18 protein-coding genes and 1 tRNA gene are annotated in these 18,984 nt (G+C 70.2%); 8 read left to right on the top strand and 11 right to left on the bottom strand.

Annotated features, from left to right (window positions below):
- Positions 1-103: 103 nt before the first annotated feature.
- Genes FB381_RS12075 through FB381_RS12085 form a run of 3 tightly spaced genes read left to right on the top strand, consistent with a single transcriptional unit; the run spans position 104 to position 3,212 of the window.
- Positions 104-1,381 carry a glycosyltransferase family 4 protein gene (locus tag FB381_RS12075; RefSeq protein WP_141780518.1) on the top strand — a complete coding sequence of 426 codons (1,278 nt, stop codon included), beginning with the start codon at positions 104-106 and terminating at the stop codon, positions 1,379-1,381.
- A gap of 3 nt (positions 1,382-1,384) precedes the next feature.
- Complete coding sequence (locus tag FB381_RS12080; protein WP_141780519.1) at positions 1,385-2,092, top strand: class I SAM-dependent methyltransferase; 708 nt, start codon at positions 1,385-1,387, stop codon at positions 2,090-2,092.
- Between the two features lie 13 nt (positions 2,093-2,105).
- A complete protein-coding gene (locus FB381_RS12085) occupies positions 2,106-3,212 on the top strand; it encodes a prenyltransferase (RefSeq protein ID WP_141780520.1) in 1,107 nt (368 codons plus the stop codon).
- On the opposite strand, the gene FB381_RS12090 is transcribed toward FB381_RS12085, so the two are convergent.
- Positions 3,189-3,824, bottom strand: coding sequence for a class I SAM-dependent methyltransferase (locus FB381_RS12090; RefSeq protein WP_246088078.1), 636 nt, complete (start codon positions 3,822-3,824; stop codon positions 3,189-3,191). The genes FB381_RS12085 and FB381_RS12090 overlap by 24 nt on opposite strands.
- Positions 3,825-3,889: 65 nt before the next feature.
- Between FB381_RS12090 and FB381_RS12095 the strand changes: the two genes are divergently transcribed.
- On the top strand, positions 3,890-4,414 hold the full coding sequence (locus FB381_RS12095; RefSeq protein ID WP_141780521.1) for a 2'-5' RNA ligase family protein: 525 nt from the start codon (positions 3,890-3,892) through the stop codon (positions 4,412-4,414).
- Between the two features lie 55 nt (positions 4,415-4,469).
- Here FB381_RS12095 and FB381_RS12100 read toward each other — a convergent pair whose 3' ends face one another.
- From FB381_RS12100 to FB381_RS12115, 4 genes are all read right to left on the bottom strand, one after another.
- Positions 4,470-6,431, bottom strand: coding sequence for a hypothetical protein (locus FB381_RS12100; RefSeq protein ID WP_141780522.1), 1,962 nt, complete (start codon positions 6,429-6,431; stop codon positions 4,470-4,472).
- Positions 6,432-6,606: 175 nt separating this feature from the next.
- Positions 6,607-7,581, bottom strand: a complete 975-nt coding sequence (locus FB381_RS12105) for a DnaJ domain-containing protein (protein WP_141780523.1) — start codon at positions 7,579-7,581, stop codon at positions 6,607-6,609.
- A 166-nt stretch (positions 7,582-7,747) separates the two neighbouring features.
- A tRNA-Gly gene (locus FB381_RS12110) sits at positions 7,748-7,823 on the bottom strand.
- Between the two features lie 55 nt (positions 7,824-7,878).
- A complete protein-coding gene (locus FB381_RS12115; protein WP_141780524.1) occupies positions 7,879-8,997 on the bottom strand; it encodes a coiled-coil domain-containing protein in 1,119 nt (372 codons plus the stop codon).
- A gap of 102 nt (positions 8,998-9,099) precedes the next feature.
- Between FB381_RS12115 and FB381_RS12120 the strand changes: the two genes are divergently transcribed.
- The 3 genes from FB381_RS12120 to FB381_RS12130 all read left to right on the top strand — a co-directional run bounded on the left by FB381_RS12120 (position 9,100) and on the right by FB381_RS12130 (position 12,802).
- A complete protein-coding gene (locus FB381_RS12120) occupies positions 9,100-10,062 on the top strand; it encodes a tyrosine-type recombinase/integrase (RefSeq protein WP_211352402.1) in 963 nt (320 codons plus the stop codon).
- Positions 10,063-10,137: 75 nt separating this feature from the next.
- Positions 10,138-11,169 carry an SMP-30/gluconolactonase/LRE family protein gene (locus FB381_RS12125; protein WP_141780525.1) on the top strand — a complete coding sequence of 344 codons (1,032 nt, stop codon included), beginning with the start codon at positions 10,138-10,140 and terminating at the stop codon, positions 11,167-11,169.
- A 40-nt stretch (positions 11,170-11,209) separates the two neighbouring features.
- A complete protein-coding gene (locus FB381_RS12130; RefSeq protein ID WP_141780526.1) occupies positions 11,210-12,802 on the top strand; it encodes a GMC family oxidoreductase in 1,593 nt (530 codons plus the stop codon).
- A gap of 51 nt (positions 12,803-12,853) precedes the next feature.
- Here FB381_RS12130 and FB381_RS12135 read toward each other — a convergent pair whose 3' ends face one another.
- The 6 genes from FB381_RS12135 to FB381_RS12160 all read right to left on the bottom strand — a co-directional run bounded on the left by FB381_RS12135 (position 12,854) and on the right by FB381_RS12160 (position 17,675).
- Complete coding sequence (locus FB381_RS12135; RefSeq protein WP_141780527.1) at positions 12,854-13,564, bottom strand: response regulator transcription factor; 711 nt, start codon at positions 13,562-13,564, stop codon at positions 12,854-12,856.
- Positions 13,561-14,706 carry a sensor histidine kinase gene (locus FB381_RS12140; protein ID WP_141780528.1) on the bottom strand — a complete coding sequence of 382 codons (1,146 nt, stop codon included), beginning with the start codon at positions 14,704-14,706 and terminating at the stop codon, positions 13,561-13,563. Before FB381_RS12140 ends, FB381_RS12135 begins: the two co-directional genes overlap by 4 nt.
- Before the next feature lie 9 nt (positions 14,707-14,715).
- Positions 14,716-15,579 (bottom strand): hypothetical protein, encoded by an 864-nt coding sequence (locus tag FB381_RS12145; RefSeq protein ID WP_141780529.1) that lies wholly within the window; start codon positions 15,577-15,579, stop codon positions 14,716-14,718.
- Positions 15,580-15,686: 107 nt separating this feature from the next.
- Positions 15,687-16,475 (bottom strand): zf-HC2 domain-containing protein, encoded by a 789-nt coding sequence (locus FB381_RS12150; protein ID WP_141780530.1) that lies wholly within the window; start codon positions 16,473-16,475, stop codon positions 15,687-15,689.
- On the bottom strand, positions 16,472-16,975 hold the full coding sequence (locus tag FB381_RS12155) for a sigma-70 family RNA polymerase sigma factor (RefSeq protein WP_141780531.1): 504 nt from the start codon (positions 16,973-16,975) through the stop codon (positions 16,472-16,474). The genes FB381_RS12150 and FB381_RS12155 overlap by 4 nt, the downstream gene beginning before the upstream one ends.
- A gap of 28 nt (positions 16,976-17,003) precedes the next feature.
- Complete coding sequence (locus FB381_RS12160; RefSeq protein ID WP_141780532.1) at positions 17,004-17,675, bottom strand: YceI family protein; 672 nt, start codon at positions 17,673-17,675, stop codon at positions 17,004-17,006.
- A gap of 150 nt (positions 17,676-17,825) precedes the next feature.
- On the opposite strand from FB381_RS12160, the gene FB381_RS12165 reads away from it, so the two are divergent.
- Positions 17,826-18,980, top strand: coding sequence for an acyl-CoA dehydrogenase family protein (locus FB381_RS12165; RefSeq protein WP_170225141.1), 1,155 nt, complete (start codon positions 17,826-17,828; stop codon positions 18,978-18,980).
- Positions 18,981-18,984 lie beyond the last annotated feature (4 nt).

Genomic DNA, 18,984 nt, shown 5'->3' on the forward strand with positions numbered 1-18,984 from the left:
GCGCGGTGCGACCGCGTGGCTGCATTAGAGTGACCCGTGCAGGTTACCTGCTAGTATAGAACACGTTCTAGTTTTACCGTGATGATCTTAGAGGGGGTGGCGGATGCGGATCGCTCTGCTGTCATACCGCAGCAAGCCGCACGTCGGCGGCCAAGGCGTCTACATCCGCCATCTGAGCCGGGAGCTGGCCAAGCTCGGGCACACGGTCGAGGTCTTCTCCGGGCAGCCCTATCCCGAGCTCGACCTCGTGGGGGAGGGCGTGACCCTCACCAAGGTGCCGAGCCTCGGGCTGTATGAGGAGCCCAACCCGTTCGGCAACCCGAAGCTCTCCGAGATCCGCGACCGGATCGATGTGGAGGAGTGGGCGCGGATGCGCACCGGCGCCTTCCCGGAGCCGCTGACCTTCGCCAAGCGCGTGATGCGCGTGCTGGGGGAGTGCACCGGCGACTTCGACGTCGTCCACGACAACCAGACGCTGGCCACCCCGCTGCTGCGCGTCGAGGCCGACCTCGGGCTGCCGCTGGTGACCACGATCCACCACCCGATCTCGTTCGACCGCCGCATCGAGCTCGACAGCGCGACGGGCTGGAAGAAGAAGTTCGGCGTGTGGCGCTGGTACTCGTTCGTGACGATGCAGGCGAAGGTCGCCTCCCGGCTGCGCCACGTGATCACGCCGTCCGACAACTCCAAGCGCGACATCCTCACCGACTTCAACGTGCCCTCCGAGCGTGTGCAGACCGTGCACCTCGGGGTGCCGGAGGAGTTCGTGCCGCCGACCGAGCCGCGCGTGCGCGGCCGGATCCTGGCCATGGCGAGCGCCGACGCGCCGTTGAAGGGCATCTCCTTCCTGCTCGAGGCGTTCGCCAAGCTCCGCACCGAGCGTGACCTCGAGCTGGTGCTGGTCTCCAAGCCCAAGAAGGGCGGCCCCACCGAGCAGCTCATCGAGAAGCTCGCGATCAAGGACCACGTACGTTTCGTCAACGGCATCTCCGATGCCGAGCTCGTCGAGCTGATGGGCTCCGCGGAGATCGCCTGCGTGCCCTCCCTCTACGAGGGTTTCTCGCTGCCGACCGCCGAGCTGATGGCCTGCGGCACCCCGCTGGTCGTCTCTCGCGCCGGCGCGATCCCCGAGGTCGTCGGGGACGACGACGTGTGCGCCACCCAGGTCACCCCGGGCGACACCGAGGAGCTCGAACGTGCCATCGCGGCGCTGCTCGACGACCCCAAGCGCCGGGCCCGCTACTCGGCCGCCGGCCGCGCCCGGGTCGAGGAGCACTTCTCCTGGCACGCCGTCGCCGAGCGGATGACGGCCGTCTATCAGCAATCCATCGACGAGTTCCGGGCCTCGACCGGAACCAGCTCCAACACCGAAAGGACGTGAGCCGTGCTCACCGTTGACTTCGACCGCCTTGGCCTGCAGGCCGGAGAGCGCGTGCTCGACATGGGGGCCGGCGGCGGCCGTCACGCCTTCGAGATGTATCGCCGCGGCGCCGACGTGATCGCGTTCGACCAGGACGCCGACGAGCTCGCCAAGGTCAGCGAGTGGTTCTTCGCGATGCGCGACGAGGTGCCGGCCGGTGCCAACGCCGAGATCAAGGAGGGCGACGCGCTCTCGCTGCCCTTCGGCGACGGCGAGTTCGACCGCATCGTGGCGGCCGAGATCCTCGAGCACATCCCCGCCGACATCCAGGCGATCGAGGAGCTCGTGCGGGTGCTGCGCCCGGGCGGCACCCTCGCCGTCTCGGTGCCGCGCTGGTTCCCCGAGATCGTCAACTGGAAGCTCTCCGACGACTACCACAACAACGAGGGCGGCCACATCCGCATCTACACGCGCGAGGAGCTCGTCGACAAGGTCACCAAGCGCGGCCTGGTCTACGACGGTGACGACTACGCGCACGGTCTGCACTCGCCCTACTGGTGGCTCAAGTGTGCCGTCGGCGTCGAGAAGAACGACCACCCCGCGGTGAAGGCCTACCACAAGCTCCTGGAGTGGGAGATCGTCAAGGCGCCCCGCGTGCTGCAGGCCGCCGGCAAGGTGCTCGACCCGCTGATCGGCAAGAGCATGGTCCTCTACTTCCACAAGCCGGTCTGATTTCTTGTCACGCATGAGCATCCGGGTGCCCTACGTCGACGGCGTGCTGACCTCTGCCCAGGTGACCGCGACCGCCCGGTCCATCGCCCGTGCCCAGGAGCCCTCCGGCGCCATCCCGTGGGTGCCGGGCCAGCACACCGACATCTGGAACCACGTCGAGGCGGCGATGGGTCTGCTCGTCGGTGGTCTGGTGGAGGAGGCCGAGGCGGCGTACTCCTGGATCCCGGAGCTGCAGAACCCCGACGGCTCGTGGCCGATGAAGATCGTCGACGGCGTCGCGGCCGAGACGATCGGCGAGTCCAACATGTCGGCCTACTTCGCCGTCGGCCTCTGGCACCACTGGCTGATCCGGCGTGATCGCGCGTTCGTGGAGCGGCTGTGGCCCTCGGTGCGCGCCGGGCTCGACTTCGTGGTCGGGCTGCAGCTGCCCTTCGGCGGCATCGCCTGGACCCCACGCGACCCGTTCGCGCTGCTCACCGGCTCGTCGTCGATCTACCAGTCGCTGCGCGCCGGGGTCGCCCTGGCCGACCTGATGGACGACCCGCAGCCGGAGTGGGAGATCGTCGGCGGCCGTCTCGGTCATGCGCTGCGCCGCCATCGTGACCTCTTCGAGGACAAGTCGCACCACTCGATGGACTGGTACTACCCGGTGCTCGGCGGCGCCGTGCTCGGCGCTGACGGCGCCGATCTGATCGAGTCGCGCTGGGACCATTTCGTACGCCCCGGCCTCGGTGCGCTCTGCGTCGACACCAACCCCTGGGTGACCGGCGCCGAGACCTGCGAGCTCGCGATGGCGCTCGACAACATAGGCGACCATCGCCGGGCCCTCCAGCTGCTGACGGAGATGCAGCACATGCGCGCCGCCGACGGCGGCTACTGGACGGGCTGGGTCTACGAGTCGCCGAGCTATCCCAACCCCAACCCGAACGCCTTCTGGCCCGAGGAGCACTCCACCTTCACCGCGGCCGCCGTCATCCTGGCCGTCGACGCCCTGGGGGAGCGCTACGGAGCCGCCACCTCGGGGTCCGGCATCATGCGCGGCACCTCCCTGGCCGCGCGGTTCGAGGAGCTGGCGCTGGAGTGTGGCTGCGACCTCTCAGAGGCGGCGCAGCACGCGTAGGGACCCGACCGCGTCGATCTCCTCGAACTGCTTCGAGGCGAGCGCGGGCAGGTAGATCTCCTCGTACGGGGGCCGGCCGCCGTCGGCGGGGTCGGGAAAGACGTCGTGCACGAGCAGCAGCCCGCCAGGCACGACCTTCGGGGCCCAGCCGCGGTAGTCCTGCTGCGCGGGCTCGACGCCGTGGCCACCGTCGATGAAGACGAGCGAGACGGGAGTCGTCCACCACCGGCTCACGGTGGGCGAGGAGCCGATCACCGCGACCACCTCGTCCTCGAGGCCGGCCTGCTCGATGGTGCGGCGGAAGGTGGGCAGGGTGTCGAGCCGCCCCGTGGCCGGGTCGACGAGGGAGGTGTCGTGGTGCTCCCAGCCGGCCTGGTTCTCCTCGCTGCCGTGGTGGTGGTCGACGGTGAACACCGTGCCGCCGGTCAGCTTGGCTGCCGCGCCGAGGTAGACCGACGACTTCCCGCAGTAGGTGCCGATCTCGACGACGGGCCCGTGGGGCAGCCGCTCGGCGGCGTAGGAGAAGAGTGCCAGGCCCTCCTCGGGAGGCATGAACCCCGTCGCGTCGAGGGCGTGCTTGAGCAGATCGGCGGGCATCTCGGGTGCTGACACCCCGGCACCCTAGCCCAGCCGAGGCCGGTGCAGCTGCGCGGTCCGCCGTCGGCGAGAATTCGGCCATGACGACTGCGGGCCACTCGGTGCTGGTGGTGCCGGTTCCCGAGCTCGAGGCGTACGTCCTGGAACGGACGCGTCACTACGACGACTCGTTCGTGTCGACCGATCCGGCGTTCGTCCATGCCCACATCACGCTGCTCGCACCCTTCGTTCCGGCGCCGTCGGACGCCGACCTGGAGCTGGTCGGGAAGATCGCGAGCGCGGCGGCGTCCTGGACCTACACGTTGGCCGACGTCGAGATGTCGGCCGGTGGCAACATCCATCTCGCCCCGGAGGCGGCCGAGCCGTTCGCGGCGCTGACCGCCGAGCTGTGCGCGGCGTTCCCGCAGTGCCCGCCCTACGAGGGTCGCTTCGCGCCGGTACCGCATCTGACGGTCGACCATGTCGCCGGGGGAGCCGACCTCGACTCGACACGTACGTTGCTCGCCCGCGTGCTGCCGGCGCGATGCCATGCGGACCGGATCAGCCTGCAGTGGTACGCCAACCACGGCTGCAGGCTGATCGCCGAGTGGCCGCTGGGACGGTGACGGTGCCGGCCGAACGGTGAGTCCGGCCGGCACCGACGTGATCAGGCTGGCTCGATCAGACTCGCCGGCCGGCGGCACGCAGCCCGAACGCGGCCCCGAGCGCCAGCACGCCGCCACCGGCCACGATCGCGATCCCGAGCCCGGGAAGGCTGTCGTCGACCGCCGTGGGTGCGGCGGCCGCCACGGTGCGTACGGTCTCGGTCTCGTCGAGCGCGGAGGTGGGTGTCGAGTCCTGACCCGCGTCGGCGAAGGGCGCGCGAGCGAGCTCGGGCGCCAGAGCCGTCGTGGCGTGCACCGCGGGTCCGGCGCTCGACGTGGTCGTCGCGACCGGACCTGCGTCGGACGGAGTGGCGACGCCGAGAGGTGCAACCGGGGCGGAGACGGTCTCGGCCGAGGCCGCTTCGCCCGGCGTCGCAGCAGTCTCAGGCTCTACTTGAGGGTCACCGTCGACCGCACCCGTTCCGCCTGCCTCCGCCTCGGCGATGGTGAAGGTCACCGTGCTCTCGTTGCCGAGCGTGTCGTAGGCGACGAGCGTGTTCTCACCGGCGTGGACACCCCACCAGTTGCCGATCTCGAGGTTGTTGGCGTCCGACCAGCGGTTGACCGAGAGCGGGAAGTCGGTGCCGTTGACGCGCACCCCGGCGACCTTCGAGCCGAGCGCGCCGTCGTCGAGCTTGAACGACCGGCTGGTCTCCGAGGAGCCGTCCTTCTCGGTGATCACCGGGCCGGTGGTGTCGAGGACGAAGGTGACGGTCGAGGTGTTGCCGAGCGCGTCGAAGGCGACCAGCGTGGTGGCACCTTCGACAGCGCCGTAACGCCCGGGCTTGATGTCGTTGACGTCGGACCACACGCCGTCGGTCAGATCCTTGGTCACTCCGTTGATGGTGACCTTGTCGACCTTGCGCAGGTCAAAGAGCTTGAACGACTTGGTCCGTCCCGCCGCACCAGCGGTGCCCTTGTCGGTGATCGTCGGGCCCGTGGTGTCGAGGATGAACTCGACCGGGGCGGATGCGTTCCCGCCCTCGTCGTAGGCGATCAGGACGTTCTTGCCCTCGACGGCGCCGTATCGGCCGGGTCTGATGTCGTTGACGTCGGACCAGTTGTTGTTGGTGAGGTCTTTCGTGACCCCGTTGATGGTGACCTTGTCGACGCGACGAGCGTCGAAGAGCTTGAACGACTTCGACTGTGCAGCCGCACCAGCGGTGCCCTTGTCGGTCACCGTCGGGCCGGTTCCGTCGACCACGAAGTCGTACGTCGAGGTGCTGGCGAGGTTGCCGACCGAGTCGAGCCCGTTGTAGCGCAGCGTGTAGGCGCCGTCGGGCAGGTTCGCCGGCACCGAGAGCGAACCGGTCGGTGACTGGAAGGACGTGAACAGCTTCCCGTCGCGATAGACGTTACCGACGGTCTTGGCGACCGCATGGTCGTCGGTCGTCTGCAGCTCGAACACATAGCCGGGACGCACCAGCGGCTCCGGGTTGAGCAGCGTCGTCACCGGCTTGACGAAGTCGCAGACGTACGTCTCGGGCGCATCGGTGACGGTCCTGGTCTCCACCTTGGTGGGCCAGCCGGTGGGGGAGTAGCGCACCCACGCGGCGTCATCGACGTTCGTCGAGCCGGCCGGCTTTCCGGTGTAGTAGAGCACGGTGTCGGGGTCGTCGTAGGCGGGAGCGTCGACGATCGTGACGAGCTTGTCGAGAGACGGCGTACGGTCCCAGCCCTTCCCGGGGTTCCAGTCGGAAGAGTCCTTGAACTGGACCTTGCCGGTCGTCTGCTGCGTGTAGGCGTAGCCGTCCGGCGCCACCACCTCATGGGTCACGGCGTCGTGATGGGTGCCGGGGACAGTCTTGGCATAGCGGGACTCGGTGTGAGTCACCGCGGCGATGGTCTCGATGAGCTGGGCTGAGCCGGCGGTGCACTCAGGGGTGGCGGCGTAACCCGCGGTGAACGTGCTGCCCGCGCCGATGATGGCGGTGGTGGACAGCCCGAGCGCGGCGATCCGGACGATGTGCTGCTTCATTGAACGGGCTTCTTCTCTGCTGGTGGCAGCGTCGCGGGCGCACGGTGAGCGACCTCCCCCGTGTCGAACGCCCGAGTGCCGTCGGCAAATCTGGATGATCCTCGACCGGCGCCCGTGCCACTTCGCGACCTCATCCTTGGAATTGGGGAGGCCGGGTATCCCTGCTGAAGAGCGGTCAGGGCACGGGCGAGGACATCGCCTGCATGACGTAGCCGATCGCGACCAGCATCGTCAGGCTGCTGATGGCGATCCCGGCGACCGCGGCCCAGCGTCCGCGGCGCTTCTCATCGGCGGTGCGGGCCAGGCCGATGATGCCGAGGATGAACCCCAGGGGCCCGCACATGATCACGCTCGCCACGAAAGCCGCCACCGAGACGCCGTCGAGCGGCACCGAGTAGAGGGACCAGGCGCCGGCAGGCTTGTCGGCCGGCGGCGCGGTCGGCTTGGCTGCTTGCGACGTGCCCTGGGAGTCGGCTGCCTGTGGCTTGGCCGCTGCACGGGCAGGTCGCTGCGGCTTCGCCGGGCGACGGCGAGGCAGCTCCGACTCCGCGGCCGTCGGCTGAGCCTGCTGTGGCTTGACCCGTTGCCGCTGTGCCGGCTGTGTGGGCTGTGCCGGTGCCTGCTGGGGCTGTTCGGACTGCGGTGGCGGGGCCGCAGCCGCGGCGCGGCGTCGCGCCGAGAGCGCGGGGTTGGTGCTCGCTGCTCGTGCCTGGCGCGATGCGTGCCGCAACCGGTTGACCGAGGGTCGCACCGGGGCAGCGGCCGGCGGTGGCACCGGGCCCGGAACCGCGCTGCCCGTCGGCGGCGTGGCCCACGGCGACGGGGTGCCCCACTCGGCCCGCCAGCGACGGTCACGGCCAGGAGACTGGGGCCCGGGGGATGCGGCGGGGGTCTCTTCCGGGGAACCCGCGCGAGTCGACTCACGCCGACGACGGGCGAGCTCCTCGTCGAGGATCGCGCGGGCGACCGGGTCCAGGAGCACGTCACGAGCCCGGTTGATGCGCATCATCAGCTCGCCGTCAGCGGCGCGCCCGCCCCGGTCGGGATGGAACTGCTTCGCGAGCTCTCGGTGCCTGGCCCGGACAGCAGCGTCGTCGGCGTCGGAGCCGATCTGCAGGACGGAATAGGCGTCGATGAACTTCCCGCTCACTCAACGCCCCCCACGCACGGTCCTCCGGTTGTCTGTCTCGACCCCGAGCGTCGCACCCGGTGCCCATGGATCCAAAGCAGTGAAATCCTAGAGCAGTTGCGCCTGGATAGTGGCTTCGCCACGGGAAAATTGACCGAGGGCCGCCCCGTGGGGCGGCCCTCGAAAGTGGAGCGGACGACGAGGCTCGAACTCGCGACCTCAACCTTGGCAAGGTTGCGCTCTACCAACTGAGCTACGTCCGCTTGCGAGAAGAACAGTAGCGGATGAGGTCTGCTCAGCTCCAACTGGGGGCGCGTGTCACGGCGTCTCTTCAGCGACATCGCCGGAGACATCGCTGGAGACATCGGCCGACGACGTACGCCGCTCGATCTGCTCCATCAGCTGTGTGACCTGCGCGGCGTGAGCTGCCCTGAGGTCATCGAGGCGCTGGCTGGCGTAGGCGCGCTCACGATCGAGCTCGGCCCGGGTGGCGTCGCGGTCGGCGATCGCCGAGGCTTCGCTGCCTCGAAGGTCGGCGACCCAGTCGCGCAGCGCGTCGACCTGCTCCCGGGCGGCGTCGCGCTGCGTACGCGTCTCGGCGATCGTCGCCTCAGCGCTCTGGGCAGCCTTCTCGCCGGCTCGCTTCTCCGCGACGAGCTGCTCCTGCACGCGCGCCGCGGCCTTGTCGGCATGGTCGGCCCGCGCGGCCTCGCTCTTCGTGCGAAGCACGGCAGAGGCATGGGCTGCCTGCTCGGACTCGAGCATCGCGGCCACGCCGTCGTGGGCTGCGGCGGTCGACGCCAGTTGCGCCTCGAGCTCGTTGATCCTCGCCGCGGCCGTCCTGGCTGCCTCCGCGGCCTCGGACTCGGCCTTCTTCAAGGCCTCCTGCGCGCCCTGCTGCGACTCCACGGCGGCGGTCTTGGCTTCGAGTGCCTTGTCGAGCTCTTCCGCGGCGCGCTCGGCATCCTCGATCGCCTCGGCAGCGGCAGCATCTGCTTCGTCGCGCTCCGCCTGGGCTGCACGCTGTGCCTGTTCGGCTCGCACCGCCCGGGCTCCGGCTGCCGCGATCTGCTCCTGCGCCTCGCTCTGCACCGTGGCGATCTGGGCTTCGGCGGCGGTCAGGTCGCCGACCGTACGCAGCTCGTCGATCGCCTTCGGGAGCTGGTCGAGAAACCTGTCGGCGAGCTGGGTCAGCTGGGTGGTGATCTCCGCGGCACGCTGCTGCGCCGCCTGCACCGGACGGGCCGTCTCCTCGGGCGGGCGGGACTCGGCCAGCCGCTGCTGCCGTTTGCGCTCGCGCCATGCGGCTGCCCGGTTGTGCGTGGGGTCGTCACAGTATTCCGGCGGTCGGCCGCTCCCGCTCTCTGCGGCCGCGGCTGGCAGGGGGCACCCGGGGAAGCGACAGGTCTTCTCGTCCGTCATGCTCATCGACGTCATAACGTCACCGTATCGTGACGAAAGACGAAACAGTTACTCAAAGACTGTCGAGCTGATCCCCTGAGTGACGGCACAACATAACTGGCATTATGATGTGTGTCCGTGAGCGCCATCGAACCCCGTCAGCAGACCCCGTCCACCGGCCTGGCGGTGACGCAATCCGTCAGAGAGCTGTTCCTCGGCGACCTCAGGGAGCTGCCCCCGACACAACGGGCCGACGCGCTCGCCCGCCGGTTCCTGCTCTCCTACACCGGCCACACCCGCGCCGCCTACGGACGCGACCTCGCCGACTGGTTCGGCTGGTGCGCAGCCCTGGAGATCGACCCGCTGGCCGCCAACCGGGCGATGGTCGACGGCTACGCCCGCCACCTGGAGGCCCGACGGAGCCCCGCGACGATCGCTCGGCGGCTCTCCGCGCTCGCCGGCTTCTACCGCTACGCCATCGCCGAGGAGGTGCTCACCTCGTCCCCGGCTGCTCACATCAAACGCCCGAAGACCGCCAACGACTCCCAGACCCTCGGCATGGACAGGGGAGAGGCCCGAGCGTTCCTCGCCGCCGCCAAGGAGCACTCCACCCGTGCTGGGGCGCTCGTCACGCTCCTTCTCCACGACGGCCTGCGCATCTCGGAGGCGCTGGGAGCAGACGTGGGCGACCTCAGCCACGCCCGCGGCCACCGCATCCTGACGATCACCCGCAAGGGCGGCGCCCGCCGCGACGTGGTGCTCAACCCCGCCACGTCGCAGGCGCTCGATGCCTATCTCGACGCACGAGTCGAGGGCCCGGTCTTCATCACCAGCAGCGGCAACCGCTGGCATCGCTCCGAGGCCTTCCGTCTCGTGCGCAGGCTCGGCACCGCGGCCGGCATCGAGCACGCCGACAAGCTCTCCCCGCACAGCCTGCGCCACACCTTCGTCACGCTCGCCCGTGAGGCCGGCGTCCCCCTCGAAGACGTCCAGGACGCCGCCGGCCACGCCGACCCCCGCACCACCCGGCGCTACGACCGCGGCCGCCACAACCTCGACCGCCACCCTGCGTACGCCCTCGGTGCGTTCCTCGCCGACTAGCCCGGGCCGATCCAGCCCCTGAGATGCCTGCTCGGTTCCGCGCTCCATCGACCCGCCGACCCTTAGGTTCGCTGCGTGCTCAGAACACGGTTCCGTCCCATCATCGTCGCGCTGGTCAGCGTCATCGCGGTCGGTGCCTCTGCGCCGGTCGCCGGCGCGTCGCAGCCTCAGTCCATTACCGCTCTGCTGACGCAGCCGCGGTGCACCGACGCCTCGGCGACGGTGTCCGTCTTCCGGCAGGGCGGGATCCCTCTCGTGGACTGGCGGGAGAACCTCGAGTTCGACGGCCGCGGACTGATGTGGGTGTCCCACTCCACCAAGGGGATCGTCGAGGCCTACGACCCCGACGGCGAGCTGGTGAAGACGGTGAAGGTCGCCTCACCGGGTGGGATCCGAGTCGGCCCGGATGGATACATGTATGTGAACTACGGCGTCCCGGTCGCTCTCGAGAGCGGCATCATGCGCTTCGACCCCACGTCGGCACATCCGGTGGCGGAGGTCGTCGTCGACGGGCTCAGCGGCATCAACGGGTTGGCGATCGACGACGACGGCAGCTTCTATCTCGGCCGTGAGGCGTCCAGGGGCATCTTGAAGGTCACGCCGGACGGGACGATCGACCACGACTGGACCGCCGCCGCAGACGTCTTCGGCACCAACGGCGTGACGATCGCAGACGGACGGCTCTACGCGACAGCCTTGACCGATCTCACGTCGCCGGTCGCCGAGGTGCCCCTGAGAGAGCCCGACCAGCATCGGACCCTGGCCCGGCTCTCCGCCGTGCCCAACGTCTACAAAGCCCTCGACGACCTGGAGGTCAGCGGCGACCACCTGTTGGTCACGGCATTCGCCACCGGCGAGCTGCTGCGAGTGAGAGCCGAAGCACGGGCGAGGCGTGCGTGCTGCTCAGCGGTCTACGGCAGCCGACGAGCGTACGAATCCCTGTCGGTTTCGGCGCGTTCGACCGTGACGGTCAGGTGTTCCTCACCGAGGCGTCCGGCCGAATCGTGCGGGTCTCGATCACGTCGAGCGCCTCGTGAGGCGCCCGACCGATCGTTCGCTCTGAATCATCACCGTCGACCTACGGACAAAGCGGCTCAGGAGCAGTAGATTCGACGGACCCCAATCAGCGTTGATCGAGGAGCCTCGGATGAGCCAGACGAGCCAGGAGCTGACGACCGACTACATCGTGGTGGGAGCGGGATCGGCGGGGGCGGTGATCGCCGCTCGGCTCAGCGAGAACCCGAGCAACCAGGTGGTGCTCCTCGAGGCCGGCCCCGGCCGCAAGGAGACCAACGTGCAGGTGCCGGCGGCGTTCTCCAAGCTGTTCCGCTCCGAGCTCGACTGGGACTATCTGACCGACCCGCAGCCGAGCCTCGGCGACCGCGAGATCTACTGGCCGCGCGGCCGGATGCTCGGCGGCTGCTCGGCGATGAACGCGATGATGTGGGTCAAAGGGTTCCAGGCCGACTACGAGGAATGGGGCGAGGCCGCCGGACCCGAGTGGGGCTGGGAGTCGGTCAAGAAGGCGTACGCAGCGCTCGAGGACGTCGAGGACGCCACCGCGCTCGACGGGGTCGGTGGGCCGGTGCGGGTCGAGCGCCAGCGCAGCCCCCGGCCCCACACCAACTCGTTCCTGCAGGCGGCGGAGGAGGCCGGCTACCCACGTGGGCGTGCGAACGGCCCGAACCCCGAGGCGTACGTCGAGACGATGGTGACGCAGCGCAGAGGCGCCCGCTGGAGCACCAAGGACGCCTACCTCACCCCGGCTGCCAAGCGGTCCAACCTGACCGTGCTCGCCGACGCCCCGGCCACCCGTGTGCTGCTGGACGGCACCCGGGCGACCGGCGTCGAGGCGACGGTCGCGGGCCGGACGACGACCCTCACCGCGCGTCGCGAGGTCATCCTCGCCGGTGGCGCGATCAACTCGCCTCAGCTGTTGATGCTCTCCGGCATCGGCCCGGCAGCCCACCTGCGAGAGCACGGGATCGACGTCGTCCGTGACGTGCCCGAGGTCGGCGAGAACCTGTCCGACCACCTGGTCGGCGTGCTCGGCTGGGAGGTCGAGGGAGGTTCGCTCGGCGGAGCCGAGACCCCGCTCCAGCTGGCCTCCTACCTGCTACGACGCCGCGGGATGCTCACCTCCAACGTCGGTGAGGCCTATGGGTTCCTGCACTCCCGCGCAGGCCTGAGCGGTCCGGACATCGAGATGATCTTCGCGCCGGTCGGCTTCTTCGAGGAGGGCCTCGTGCCCTACGAGGGGCACGCGGTCGGCCTCGGCCCGATCCTGGTCGACCCCGCGAGCAGGGGGCAGATCCGGCTGCGGTCGGCCGACCCGACGGCGAAGGCGATCATCGATCCGCGCTACCTGAGCGATCCGGACGGCCACGATCGCGCCGCGATGGTCCACGGCGTCGGTGTCGCCCTCGACATCGCCTCCCAACCTGCGCTCAAGGACACCCTCGGCACGATGGTGCGGCCCGACCTGCCTGGTGACGCGCCGCCTGCGGAGGTCGCTGCCGCCGTCCTCGAGCGCCACGCCCACACGCTCTACCACCCGACCGGCACCTGCCGGATGGGCAGCGACGAGGCCAGCGTGGTCGATCCGACCCTGCGCGTGCGCGGCATCGACGGCCTCCGCGTGGCCGACGCCTCCGTCATGCCCAGGATCGTGCGTGGCCACACCAACGCACCTTCGATCCTGATCGGCGAGCGGGCCGCGGAGCTGATCCGACGCGACTGAGCCCCCGGCTTCCACCGCGACAGTCTGTAGAGCTGTAGCGGTCGGCCGGACTCAGGTCGGCTGGTCGGTCTCTCCTGCAATTGGTCGCCCCGCGCGGACGAGGCGGTTCTCGTAGGCGAAGATCACGACCTGTACGCGATCCGCCAGGTCCAGCTTGGTCAGGATCCTGCCGACGTGAAGCTTGACGGTGCCCTGGGCCAGGTGCAGCTCGGCGGCGATCTCGCCGTTCGAGCGGCCTCGGACGAGTGCCCAGAACACATCACGTTCACGAGGGGTCAAGCGGTCGACCGGACCCTGACCGGGTCCGAGCGGGAGGCCGTCACCGGCAGGTGGGAGCAGGTCGTTCGCGACGTGCTCGATGAGCCGCCGGGTGCTCGACGGCGAGAGTGCGGCGTCCCCGCCGGCCACCGCTCGGACCGCACCGAGCAGCTCGCCGGCGGGAGCGTCCTTGACCAAGAAGCCGCTGGCGCCGGCCGCGAGAGCGGCGATGACGTACTCGTCGAGGTCGAACGTGGTGAGGACAAGCACTCGGGGCAGGGCTCCACGCGCGCGCAGCCGCCGGGTCGCTTCGACACCGTCGACCAATGGCATGCGGATGTCCATGAGCACGACGTCCGCACGGGTGACGGCCAGTCGCTCCAAGGCAGCCGCGCCGTCACCGGCGGAGCCCACGACCTCCATGTCCGGCTGGGCGGCGATCACCATCTCGCAGCCCGCACGCACCAGCTCTTGGTCATCGACGATGAAGACCCTGATGGTCACCGGGCCTCCTCCTCGGTCGGCAGTGACACAGTCACGGCAAAGCCTCCTGTCCGCTGTGGTCCGGCGGTCGCCGTCCCGCCGAGCGCCTCCACCCGATAACGCATCCCGGCGAGCCCGAGGCCGGCCGCGCCGCCGCCGGCTGCTGCCCGACCCCCGTGGTCCGTCACCTGGAGAACGAGCCGTGCGGCCGACCAGGTGAGGGTGACGGCGGCGTCCACCTCCGGCCCTGCGTGCTTGACGACGTTGGTGAGCGACTCCTGGGCGGCGCGGTAGACCGCCAGCTCGCGCGACGGCGACAACGGCTGCGGAGTCCCGACGACGCTCAGACGAGCGGAGGGGAATCGGGCGACCAGGTCCGGCAGATCCTCGAGGGCCGGCGCGGGCGCCAGCTCGCCGTCCTGGTGATCGCGCAGCAGGCCGAAGATGCCGCGCATCTCGCTGAGCGCCTCGCGGCCCGTCTTCTCGATCGTCGTCAGAGCGTCAACCGGCACCTGTGGGTCGGAGCGGTCGGCGTACTGGGCGCCTCGTGCCTGGCTCACGATGACGGCCAGCGAGTGAGCAATCACGTCGTGCATCTCGATCGCAATCCTGGTCCGCTCGTCCCGGGCCGCCGCGGCGACCCGCTCCTCCGCCCGCAGCTGGTCGGCCTTCGCCCGGGCGATGTCGCCACGGGCCCGCTGCCCCAGCGCCCAGGCTGCTGCGACGACGGCGAGCAGCGTCACCAGTACGAAGCCTGCGTGCGGCTCGAGTCCCTCCGCACGGACGCTCGCGTCGGTGACGAACCGCCAGGTGCCGATGGCCGCGCCGAGGATTCCTGTCCCCGCTGCGGCTATCCCGTCCAGCCGGCTACCGCGGGCCACCGCTGTGTGCAGCGCGACGGGGAACGTCAGCACGGACGGGACGACGATGAACAGGCCGCTGGTCAGGGCCAGTACGCCCGTGCAGGCAGCCACCACGGCGAAGCCGAGACGCGGCCGGGACAGCCTGAGCGCAAGCGCCAGGTGCGCTCCGAGCGACGCAGCGCACACCACGAGGGCCGCCCGGGCAGGCAACGAGACGGCGGCGATGAACACCGACAGGGCGAGGACCGGAATGCCGAGCAACAGAGCCGTACGGTCGAGGCTCCTCACCATGAGCGGCATGGGGACAGGCTAGCGTCGGTGGCCAGTCAGCGGCCCGGCCAGGCTGAGGCGTCCCAGGACGATGCCCAGCGCCAGCCACGAGGCGTACACCGGAGTCACGATCCACCGGCCGTCGTCGAAGGAGATCGGGCCATCGACGACCCCGAGGACGTCGGCGAGAGTCCCGAATGCGGCGAGGGCCCCGAGGTTGAGCAGCGCGGCTGCGCTGAACCAGCCGCCGGCGACGAGGATCTTACGAGCAAGCGGTGCCGAGACCGGCGCATCGAGGACGGTGGCCCACACCGCGGCCAGGGCGAAGGCGATGACCTCGCCGTAGGGAAAGGAGTCTGTGTGCCCGATGGCCTCCCCGGCCAGGTCGCCGCCGGCCCACCAGTAGACCTTGAGCAGCGGGTAGGGCGCGGCGAACAGCCAGGCGGAGACGGCCCAGGCGCGCGTGGGACGGCGTAGCCGGTCGACCCCTCGCAGGGTCGTTGCCGCCAGCAGGACCCCTGTCGTGAGCGCCGCCGCCCGGACGCAGAGCCCGAGCCAGTCCACCTGGGGCGGCAACCCAGGGACACCGAGGAGCGCTGCAGCCCTGAACGCGTCGAAGACCAGCCCGGCAGCCGACCAGCTGAGCAGGGTCACGCCGGTGCAGGAGATCGGCGCCGAGGCGGCGTGCCTGGGCGGCAGCGCCACCGCGGCCAGGCCGAGCGAACAGGCAACGATGGCCACCCACGGAGGCGCGAAGCCGGCGGTATACGGCAACGACTCGCCTCTCACCGAGGCGATGAGCGCCAGGACGGCGGTGACGGCGCAGGCAACGGCCAGGGCACCGCGGGAGCGACCTTCGAGGGTAGGTGTCGATGTGCGGCGCAGCGTCTGTGTGGTGGACATGTGCCCAGCCTCACGCTCGGGCGCCCGTGGCCGCGTCTGTCGCGCGGCCACGATCTGTATGCCCGGTGGCCTATCGCGCGAACTCGTCGGCGCCCGGCGGGCAGGGCTCAGGTCAACGAGGCAGCAGCGATCGCCGTCTCCTCGCCGTCGAGGGTGATCTCGATCCGCTCGACATCGTTGATCGGCACGGCGGAGGAGGCGTCCAGCCCGAGCGTCTCCCCGCCGGACCAGGTCCACGACCCCGCGATCGTGCGACCGCCGTCGCGGTCGACCAGCACCAGGTCGTACGTCACCGGCTCAGGTGGTGAGTCGGTCTGCGGCGGGGCGCTCTGCCCGGGCTTGGGCGGATAGTGACAGCTCCACCGCAGGCTGGTGCCCCAGCTCGTCGGGGTGACGACGAGCTGCGCCCACAGATCGACGCTGCCGACCGGCTGGAGGTCGAGCGTGCGGGCGTTCGCTCCGGCCGGGCCGTTGGGGGAGACCGGTGTCGACGCCGACGGACCGGCTGCTGGCTCCCGAGCGCCGTCGCGATCCAGCAGCGTGCCGCCGAGCGCCGTGCCGCCGGCGAGAAGCACGACCGCGGCCGCCGTGGCGAGCGCCCGGCGATTCCGTCGCGACCTGCGTACGACACCGGCGAGGCTCGCCAGAGACGACGCCGGGACCGCGGTGCGGTCGTCCTCGACGAGCTCGTGGGCCTCCTCGCGGGAGAGCACGCCGAGCAGCCCGGGCATACCGGCGAGCTCGGCCGTGGCATCGCGGCAGATGCCACAGCTGCTCAGGTGGCGCTCATAGGCCCGCCGGTCGCTCGGGCTCAGCGCACCGAGCACGTAGGACGCGTCCCAGTCGGCAAACGTCTCGTGGGCGGTGGCGTCCAGATCGTCGTTCATCCCGCTCATGAGGTGACCCCCTTCTCTTGCAGCGCGAGGCGCAGGGCTCGCAGGCCGTAGTGCAGCCGAGACTTCGCGGTGCCGATCGGCACACCGTGCTCGTGGGCGAGCTCGGTGACCGAGCGGCCGCCGTAGTAGGCCCCGACCACCATCGCGCGGTGGTCGGGGGAGAGCGACATCAGTGCGTCGGCGACGACCCAGGAGTCGAGCACCGCCTGGGTCTCGTCGGCCCGGCTCTGCTCGGGCGGGGACTCCGCGGCGTACTCACGTCTGCGCCGGGCGCTGCGCAGGTCGTCGATCACGAGGTTGCGGGCCGTGGTGAACAGCCAGGCGCGTACGCCGTCGTCGGACCGCTGCAGCACCTCCGGATGGCGCCACGCCCGCAGCAGCGTCTCCTGCACCACGTCGCGCGCCTCCTCGCCGTCGCCGGTGCGACGCGCCACGTAGCGGTAGAGGGCGTCGGCGTGCGCGTCGTGCACGGCTACCAGGAGGTCGTCCTCGGCGCCCATGTCACCTCCCTGCGTCGACGAGCCCGGATCACGCGGGGGTGAGTGCGAGCGAGAACTCGACGCTACCGCTGTCCTCGACGCTGACGAACCCGAGGTTGGGCGGCTCGACGCCGAAGTCGGCGAAGGTGATCGGCACGCTGCCGACGACCTGCATGCCGTCTTCTCCGTCGGCGCCGACCTCCGCGGCGACGGTCACCTTCTTGGTCGTGCCGTGCACGGTGAGGTCACCGGTCAGGTCCACCTTGCTGGCGCCCTCGGCGAGGGCGGCGGGTTCGGTCAGCTCGAAGGTGGCGGTGGGGAACTGCTCGGCCTCGATCGCGTTCTCGCGGAAGTAGCCGTCCCGGTTGTCGGAGTCGGTGGCGATCGTCGCGACCTTCACTTCGATCTTCGCCTCGGTGACCTCGCCCTCGCCGATGCTCACCTCGCCGGTCACGTCCTCGGTGCGGCCGGTGACGGTGACGTCCTCGCCGCGCAGGACCTCGTCGACCCGGTAGCCCGCGAAGGATCCGTCCGAGACGCTCCAGGTGCCCGCGGCGGCGGTCGTGTCCGACGGCGCAGCCGAGGCGCTGAGGCTGGGCTCGTCGGCCGCAGCCTCCTCGGCCCGGTCGGCGTACCAGCCCGGCCCGAAGATCACGGCGACGCCGCCGAGCACCACCACTGCCGCACCGACCCCGATTGCTGCTTTCGTCCGTGTACGCACGTCGAACCCTCTCGCCTGCGAGGCGACCCGATGCCGCCTCTGCTCCTACTACGGAGCGCCGCGTCGAATGGTTCAAAGTCGAACGATTCCTCTTGTCGGGACGTGGCGGGTGACACAATCAGCGGCGCCCCCGACGAACCAAGAGGACCCATGATCGATCTTTCTCTCACCGACGAGCAGGTCGCCTTCCAGAAGCTGGCTCGCGAGTTCCTCGACAAGGAGGTCGTGCCTCACCGCGCCGAGTGGGACCGCCGCGAGTCCGTCGACACCGCGATCATCGCGAAGATGGGCGAGCTCGGCTTCTTCGGACTCACCGTCCCCGAGGCCTACGGCGGTCTGGGCGGCGACTACATCACCTACTGCCTCGCCCTGGAAGAGCTCGGCCGGGCCGACTCGGCGGTGCGCGGGATCGTCACCGTCTCGATGGGGCTGTGCGGCAAGATCATCCTCGCCCACGGCTCCGAGGAGCAGAAGCAGGAGTGGCTCCCGGGGATCACCAGCGGCACCAAGCTGGGCTGCTTCGGGCTGACCGAGCCCGACACCGGCTCCGACGCCGGCAACCTCAAGACCCGGGCCGTACGCGACGGCGGCGACTGGGTGATCAACGGCTCCAAGATCTTCATCACCAATGGCACCTGGGCCGACGTCTGCCTCCTGTTCGCGCGCACCGGCGAGGACGGCCCGCGCGGCGTCTCGGCCTTCCTCGTCCCCTCGGATGCTCCCGGCTTCGAGCGCACGGAGATCAAGGGCAAGCTCGGCCTGCGCGGCCAGGCGACCGCCTCGCTGAGCCTCGAGGATGTTCGCGTGCCCGCCTCGGCTCTCGTGGGCGAGGAGGGCAGAGGCTTCACCTACGCCATGGAGTCGCTCGACAAGGGCCGCATCTCGGTCGCGGCCGGCTGCGTCGGCATCGTCCAGGCCTGCCTGGAGGCGGTCGTGGGCTACTCCACCGAGCGCACCCAGTTCGGCAAGCCGCTGGCGAGCTTCCAGATGGTGCAGGACATGATCGCGGAGATCTCCGTCGACGCCGACGCCGCTCGGCTGCTGACCTGGCGAGCGGCGTCGCTGCTGGAGTCGGGGGAGGCGTACGGAACCGCGGCCTCCAAGGCGAAGCTGTTCGCCTCCGAGGCCGCGGTCAAGGCGGCCAACTTGGCGATCCAGGCCTTCGGCGGATATGGCTATGTCGATGAGTATCCCGTGCAGAAGCTGATGCGTGACGCGCGAGTGATGACGTTGTACGAAGGCACCAGCCAGATCCAGAAGCTGCTCATCGGCCGCGCCGAGACCGGCGTCTCGGCGTTCCTCTAAGGAG

This window comes from Nocardioides albertanoniae (genome assembly GCF_006716315.1).
GTDB classification, from domain to species: Bacteria; Actinomycetota; Actinomycetes; order Propionibacteriales; family Nocardioidaceae; genus Nocardioides; species Nocardioides albertanoniae.